This window comes from Bacillus sp. JJ1532 (assembly GCF_036965085.1).
Classification (GTDB): domain Bacteria; phylum Bacillota; class Bacilli; order Bacillales; family Cytobacillaceae; genus Cytobacillus.
Window position 1 is genome coordinate 235 of record NZ_JBALOW010000057.1, and the last position, 6,248, is coordinate 6,482.

Annotated in this window: 6 protein-coding genes; all 6 read left to right on the forward strand. The window is 39.3% G+C overall.

From position 1 onward, the window contains the following. Nucleotides 1–151 precede the first annotated feature (151 nt). The 6 genes from V7122_RS18895 to V7122_RS18920 all read left to right on the forward strand — a co-directional run bounded on the left by V7122_RS18895 (nucleotide 152) and on the right by V7122_RS18920 (nucleotide 5,974). A complete protein-coding gene (locus V7122_RS18895; protein ID WP_335354042.1) occupies nucleotides 152–478 on the forward strand; it encodes an XdhC family protein in 327 nt (108 codons plus the stop codon). A gap of 20 nt (nucleotides 479–498) precedes the next feature. Next, nucleotides 499–1,320, forward strand: a complete 822-nt coding sequence (locus V7122_RS18900; RefSeq protein WP_335354043.1) for an XdhC family protein — start codon at nucleotides 499–501, stop codon at nucleotides 1,318–1,320. Further along, nucleotides 1,317–1,946, forward strand: a complete 630-nt coding sequence (locus V7122_RS18905) for a nucleotidyltransferase family protein (protein WP_335354044.1) — start codon at nucleotides 1,317–1,319, stop codon at nucleotides 1,944–1,946. Before V7122_RS18900 ends, V7122_RS18905 begins: the two co-directional genes overlap by 4 nt. A gap of 98 nt (nucleotides 1,947–2,044) precedes the next feature. Further along, complete coding sequence (locus V7122_RS18910) at nucleotides 2,045–4,093, forward strand: sigma 54-interacting transcriptional regulator (RefSeq protein ID WP_335528247.1); 2,049 nt, start codon at nucleotides 2,045–2,047, stop codon at nucleotides 4,091–4,093. A 27-nt stretch (nucleotides 4,094–4,120) separates the two neighbouring features. Beyond that, complete coding sequence (locus V7122_RS18915; protein WP_335528250.1) at nucleotides 4,121–4,996, forward strand: 5-oxoprolinase subunit B family protein; 876 nt, start codon at nucleotides 4,121–4,123, stop codon at nucleotides 4,994–4,996. Further along, a complete protein-coding gene (locus V7122_RS18920; RefSeq protein ID WP_335528253.1) occupies nucleotides 4,997–5,974 on the forward strand; it encodes a biotin-dependent carboxyltransferase family protein in 978 nt (325 codons plus the stop codon). Nucleotides 5,975–6,248 lie beyond the last annotated feature (274 nt).

The window sequence follows — 6,248 nt, forward strand, 5'->3', positions numbered from 1 at the left end:
AAGAGAGCTACTGGTGCCCGCAATTCAGAAAATCGCCGTTGAACGGGAACCATTGTTTTAAAAAATAGTTTAATAGAATAGGGGGCGGATCTTAATTGAGAAACGCTCCTTTTTAAATTGGGATAATTTGATATTTTTGGGAGGTAAAAGTATGACTGACAATGAATTAATAATTGAAGCCATTAATAACACACGAAAATTAGGCCGGAAATCGGCATTAGCCACTGTTGTAAGTGTTGCGGGTTCAGCTTATAAAAGAGAAGGGGCGAAAATGCTGGTTGATGAGGAAGATAATATGATTGGGATGATTTCAGGAGGATGTTTGGAGTCGGATGTTGCTGAAGTGGCAAAATCTGTAATAGCGTCAGGTGCCCCTATTTTAAAGACATACGATTTAGACGAGGATTTAGTCTGGGGACTCGGACTTGGCTGCCCGGGCACAGTGAAAATTTATATCGAACCTGTCGAGCCTTATTAAATAATTGATGGAGGGGTAAAATGTTAAACCTATCACCATTTGAAGCATGGTTAACGAGTTTCGAGGAAGAGCAGGAGTGTGTTCTGGCGACAATCCTGCCAATCAATCCATCACAACAAACGAATGAGCCTTGCCGCTTATTTATTTCTGGAAGCCACAAAACGATTGGCGATCTTGGCGATGAGGATATTAACCTAAGGGTAATCGAGTTGGCAAGAAGAAAATTAAATGAATCAAATCCAAAATCAGAGACACGGGTATTTACCCTGCCGGACGGCAATGATGTTCATGTTTTTATAGATGTATATATTCCCCCAGTTGAATTGATGATTTTCGGTGCTGGGCACGATGCCATTCCTGTGGCAAAATATGCGGTTTCATTAGGATTCAAAACAACTGTTGTAGACCAGCGGGAATTTTACAATAATGAGGAACGTTTTCCAGGGACAAACAGGCTGATCGTCAAAACGAGTGAATTTCAGGAGAAAATTAAGATTGGCCGAAGAACATATATCGTAGTGATGAATCACCATATTGAGAGGGACCAGGAAACATTAAAGTTTGTATTGCGCTCACCATCGCCATATATTGGTGTTCTTGGCCCACGCTCCCGCCGCATTCGGATGATAGAGGGACTGGAAGAAGCCGGTGTCTTTTTCGATGAAAATGAACTTAATAGAATGTACAGTCCAATTGGTTTAGATATTGGAGCTGTATCACCAGAAGAAATCGCCCTTAGTATTCTAGCGGAGGTAGTTGCGAAAAAAAATGGCCATTCAGGCGGGTTTTTACAAGGATCTGAATATATTCATCGAGCATCAAATACGAAGGAGCCCGTATGAAAGGACATACAATTAACCCATCCGTTTGTGCTGTAATTCTTGCCGCCGGTACGTCATCCCGAATGGGGCAGCCTAAGCAGTTACTTGAATTAAATGGACTTCCGCTTCTAGAGCATGTCATTCGAGTTGCACTCTCAGCTGATTTTTCCGAAATCATAACGGTTATTGGCTGTGAAGCTGCTAAAATACAAAAATCTATTTTGATTGAGGATCCGCGTTTTCGCTGGGTATTCAATGAAGATTATTTATCTGGGCAAGGGTCTTCTTTAAAGACAGGCATTATAAACGCAGGAGACTGCCATTCCGGGGTGATGGTATTCCTCGGCGATCTTCCTTTTATTGCAGAAAGCACTGTTCAATCCATTTATCAATTCGGAAAAGATTTGCTTAACAAACAACACGAAGGTTTCGTTATTCAGCCTGAATATCATGGAATTACAGGTCATCCCGTTTTTTTCGGTCATCCAAATAGAAATATATTTATGGAGCTCCAAGGGGATCGTGGCGCAAAAGCGATAATGAATAAAATCCCCCATCGTCAATCCATCTCTATGGATGATCGCGGCATTTTATTTGATATTGATACTCCTGAATCGTATGATAAAGCGATAAGTCAGAATAAGTGAAAATATCTTTATATTCAGGCTATTAATTTCCTATCTGTTTCTAGAAAAAGTATAATAGGTGTAAATGAGGTTCGTTCTAACAGGAGGGGTCGGATAGGTTGATTATTTGGAAGGATATTCTGAAGCCGATTTCAATCTTTGTTGATGTTCGCAGTTCAATTGAGGATGTTATTCACCATTTTTCCAATCAAAATTTGGATATTGTTTTGGTAACAGATCAAGGGTCTCTAGTAGGTTATTGTACGAAGGAGCTTTTATTGAATCAAATTGCCCAAGCCTCGGATCTAACACAGCCCATTACATATAGAAATGATATTTTAAAAGTCCCGCAGTTTTCTCCGGTTGAATTTTATCATAATGTTTCTTTAATAATTGGGGTTAATGAGAAGGAAGAATTTGTTGGCTATACGACTATTGAACAGGCAAGGCACCACATTAGTGAGTTGCGATTAAAGGATATCAATCTGCTATTACATGGAGCAGGCGTAGGGATTGTCAGGACAAATGTTCATTACCAAATTGAATTTATTAATGAAACAGCTGAAAATATTTTAGGAATTCCAAGTTCATTTCTAATGCTTCGAAATTATAAAACCCTTCTAACGAATGATAAAGATCTAGATAAAGTAATGGACGGGGAAACGCTTGTAAGCGTAAACTCATCGATTAATTTCAAACAAATAAGCGGAAATTTTTATCCTTTACAGATTGATGGGAACATAACAGGACTTGTCCATGTTTTTTTCTCTAGAGAAGTTTTTGAGGAAGCTGTACATGAGCTAGACTTTGTTCGAAATTTAAATTCTGATTTACAGGCTGTTTATGCATCATCCCAAGAACAAATACTCGTGATTGACGGAAGTGGAAAAATCATCCGTGTCGCTGGCATGTTTCTAGGAGACTTTTGGAAGGTGGAAAAGCCTGAGAATATCATCGGGAAAAATATCGATGAATTCTCGAAAAGGAATATTTTTCAGCCAAATGTCTTTGATTTGTGCAAGAAGCAAAAGAAAAAGGTGACAGCCATTCAAGATTCTGCTGGGAGCAGTAGAGTTTGGTCGATTGCGACTCCTGTTTATCACGAAGGAAAATTAGAAAAAGTAGTTGTTCTTTCAAGGGATATAACTCAGCAAAGCACTTCACTTAAAGATCAATCAGAGGACGATTCAGATCAAACCTTACATAATCGACACGAATTAAATAATAACGAAAAACGGCTTGTGTACCGTTCAAAAAAAATTGAACTGTTAGTAACAGAAATAAAAAGAGTGGCCCAATTTAATTCAACTATTTTACTAGAAGGTGATTCTGGAGTCGGGAAAGAAGTATTTGCCCAGCAAATCCATACAGCTAGTCCTAGAAGCAAGCAGCCGTTTGTTCGAATTAACTGTGGGGCGATACCGGAAAACCTGATCGAAAGTGAACTATTCGGCTATGAAAAGGGTTCCTTTACGGGCGCAGACAAAAATGGGAAAGCAGGCTTATTTGAAATCGCTAATAATGGCACTCTTTTTCTTGATGAAATAGGTGAGTTGCCTTTAAATATGCAGGTAAAGCTATTGCGTGTGTTACAGGAGCGGGAAGTGACAAGGATAGGCGGGGTAAGGCCGATTTCTATTAATGTTCGGATTATTACAGCGACAAATAAGGACTTACGGGAAATGGTCAATCAAGGAGAGTTTAGGGAAGATTTATACTACCGATTATATGTCATTCCATTTCGTATTCCGGCTTTACGTGAGAGAAAAGAAGATATTCTGCCTTTGTCGATTTATTTTTTGGAGAAATTTAAACAAATGTATGATATTAAAAAAAGCTTCACCCCAGAAGCCATTGAAGTATTGGAGACGTATGCATGGCCTGGGAATGTAAGGGAGCTCCAAAATATTGTAGAACGGTTAATTCTGCTGACAGATGGTGAATGGATTCAGCGGGAACACGCATTAAAATATCTGTACGGAGAAGTGGAAAAGAAGAAAAAGCAGCTATTTGTTTTAGAACTAATGCCTTTAAAAGAAGCTGTTGAAGAATTAGAAACCCAATTAATTGAGCGGGGAATGCAAAAATATCGAACTGCCGACAAATTATCCAAGGTGCTAGGAGTGAGTCCAGCAACGATCAGCAGACGAATAAAAAAGCTGAAATAATGAGAGGAGTGACTTCAAATATTTAATTTGCCTGAAACTCATTTTAATTTCGGCGGGGATGAATATATTTATGCTGAAATATCCCGTGATATGAGGATTGAGAGTAACTTTAAGGCATTGGCCGTAACGGACGAGCTAAGAAAAAGAAAAATCCCGGGGATTATGGAGATTGTTCCATCCAATTCATCCTATTTAGTCCGCTACAATCCGGATATCATCCCGGCAAGAGATTTACTAGATTTATTAAAAGACATTGATTTAACGAAAAGCGATCCAACAAAGCTGCATTTTTCAGTCCGAATAGTGGAAATTCCGGCATGGTATGATGACTCTGTTTCAAAGGAATTTTCCTTCCGCTTTCGGAATAGACACCCTTCACCCAATCTATCAGACTTCGAATTTGTCATGAAGGTTAATGGATTTAAAGACAAGGAAGCATTTATTAAAGCCCATTCTGAAACTCCATATTTAATTACGATGGTCGGTTTTCTTCCGGGAACGGCCTGGCATTTCCCCCTTGGATTACAGCCAGACGAAATCATTCAAGCACCTAAATACAATAGCCCCCGAACGGAAACACCGGAAAGAGGCATGGGTCTTGGCGGAGCATTCAATGTCATTTATCCTGTAAGCGGACCAGGTACCTATCAGCTGATAGGAAGGTCTGCCGTTTCTGTAGTCGATCAGCCTAATCACTCAGAAGATTTAAAGGAGACCTCCTTTTTGGCAAGGCCGGGCGATATTTGGAAATACCGTCCAATAAATGAATCTGAATATCATAAGATTACGAGTGAAGAGAAGGCAGGTAAGTATCGCCTTAAAATGAAAGAAATTGACCTATCTCCACTTGAATATGCCGAAAAAGGCAAACAATATATCCAAGAGCTAATGGGGGATTTTTAAATGATAGAGGTAAAGGATTCTGGACTGTGGACAACCGTACAGGACATGGGACGAGTGGGAAAATATCATTTGGGTATACCTCCATCAGGAGCGGCTGATAAATACTCGTTTATGATTGGAAATCTTCTAGTCGATAACCCCGAAGATTGTGCAGCGCTTGAAATGACGTTAATCGGCGGAGAGTTTGAGTTCCATAAAAAATGCATTATCGCCTTAACAGGTGCCCCAATGGAAGCTTATTTAAATAACAAGTCGATCTCTTTCTGGGAATCCCACCAAGTAAAAGAAGGGGATGTTTTGAAAATAAAGGCTTGCCCTAAAGGGGTAAAAAGCTATTTATGCATCTCAGGCGGTATTAATGTTCCTAATGTTATGGGCAGTAAATCTACCTATGAATTAAGTCGAATTGGCGGTTTTCAAGGAAGAAAATTAGCCGCCGGAGACAGAATCCAAATAAATGAGCCATTACATGAAGCATTCAAGCAAATCGGCAAAACGATACCAAGTGAGTTTATTCCGTCCTTTAGTGATTTTCAAGAATTACGGGTAATGATGGGGATTACGGGTTATTTAATGAATGACCTTGCACTAAAAACCTTTCTAAATTCAGAATGGACAGTATCACATGAATCAAATCGGGTTGCTCACCGTTATAAAGGCCCAAAGGTGTCATTTACCGAGCAGAACCCGCCATTCGGTGCGGGAAATAGCTTTTCCAATGTGGTTGATATTGCCTATCCGATTGGTTCTGTTTTATTTACAAACGAGGAAGAATTGATTGTTTTGCAAAATGACGCAACAACCGGTGGGGGATTTATCACGATTGGCACAGTTATCAGCCAAGACCTGGATTTAATCGCTCAATCAAGACCATTATCCAAGTGCCGCTTTATCACTGTAACCATTGATCAGGCCATTCAAGCACGTGCCGAAAGAAGAAAGAAGCTAGAAGCGATGGTTCAGATGATAATAAGATAGGACAAGCAAGGTAATCTTCTATTTTTGCTTTTCCTATCTCCCCTATTTGTACTCTGCTTTTGTATTCCAATGAATTAACTTAAATTCCAATAAAACCCAATTGACCGACCACTTTTTGTAATGAAAAGAACCAGTATATATTTGCCTATTTAACAGTAGTAAAAGCTCTCAAAATTAAATTTAGCATAGCATGTAAAAGACTATAAAAAAAGCAGGTGAAAAATATGACATATGATTACCAACGTATTTTAGGACTTCCAGGTATGGGCATGGG

Bases quoted from the DNA above. Each gene is read 5' to 3' on its own strand.
- V7122_RS18905 (WP_335354044.1), top strand. From the start codon at position 1,317: ATGAAAGGACATACAATTAACCCATCCGTTTGTGCTGTAATTCTTGCC.
- V7122_RS18895 (WP_335354042.1), top strand. From the start codon at position 152: ATGACTGACAATGAATTAATAATTGAAGCCATTAATAACACACGAAAA.
- V7122_RS18900 (WP_335354043.1), top strand. From the start codon at position 499: ATGTTAAACCTATCACCATTTGAAGCATGGTTAACGAGTTTCGAGGAA.
- V7122_RS18920 (WP_335528253.1), top strand. From the start codon at position 4,997: ATGATAGAGGTAAAGGATTCTGGACTGTGGACAACCGTACAGGACATG.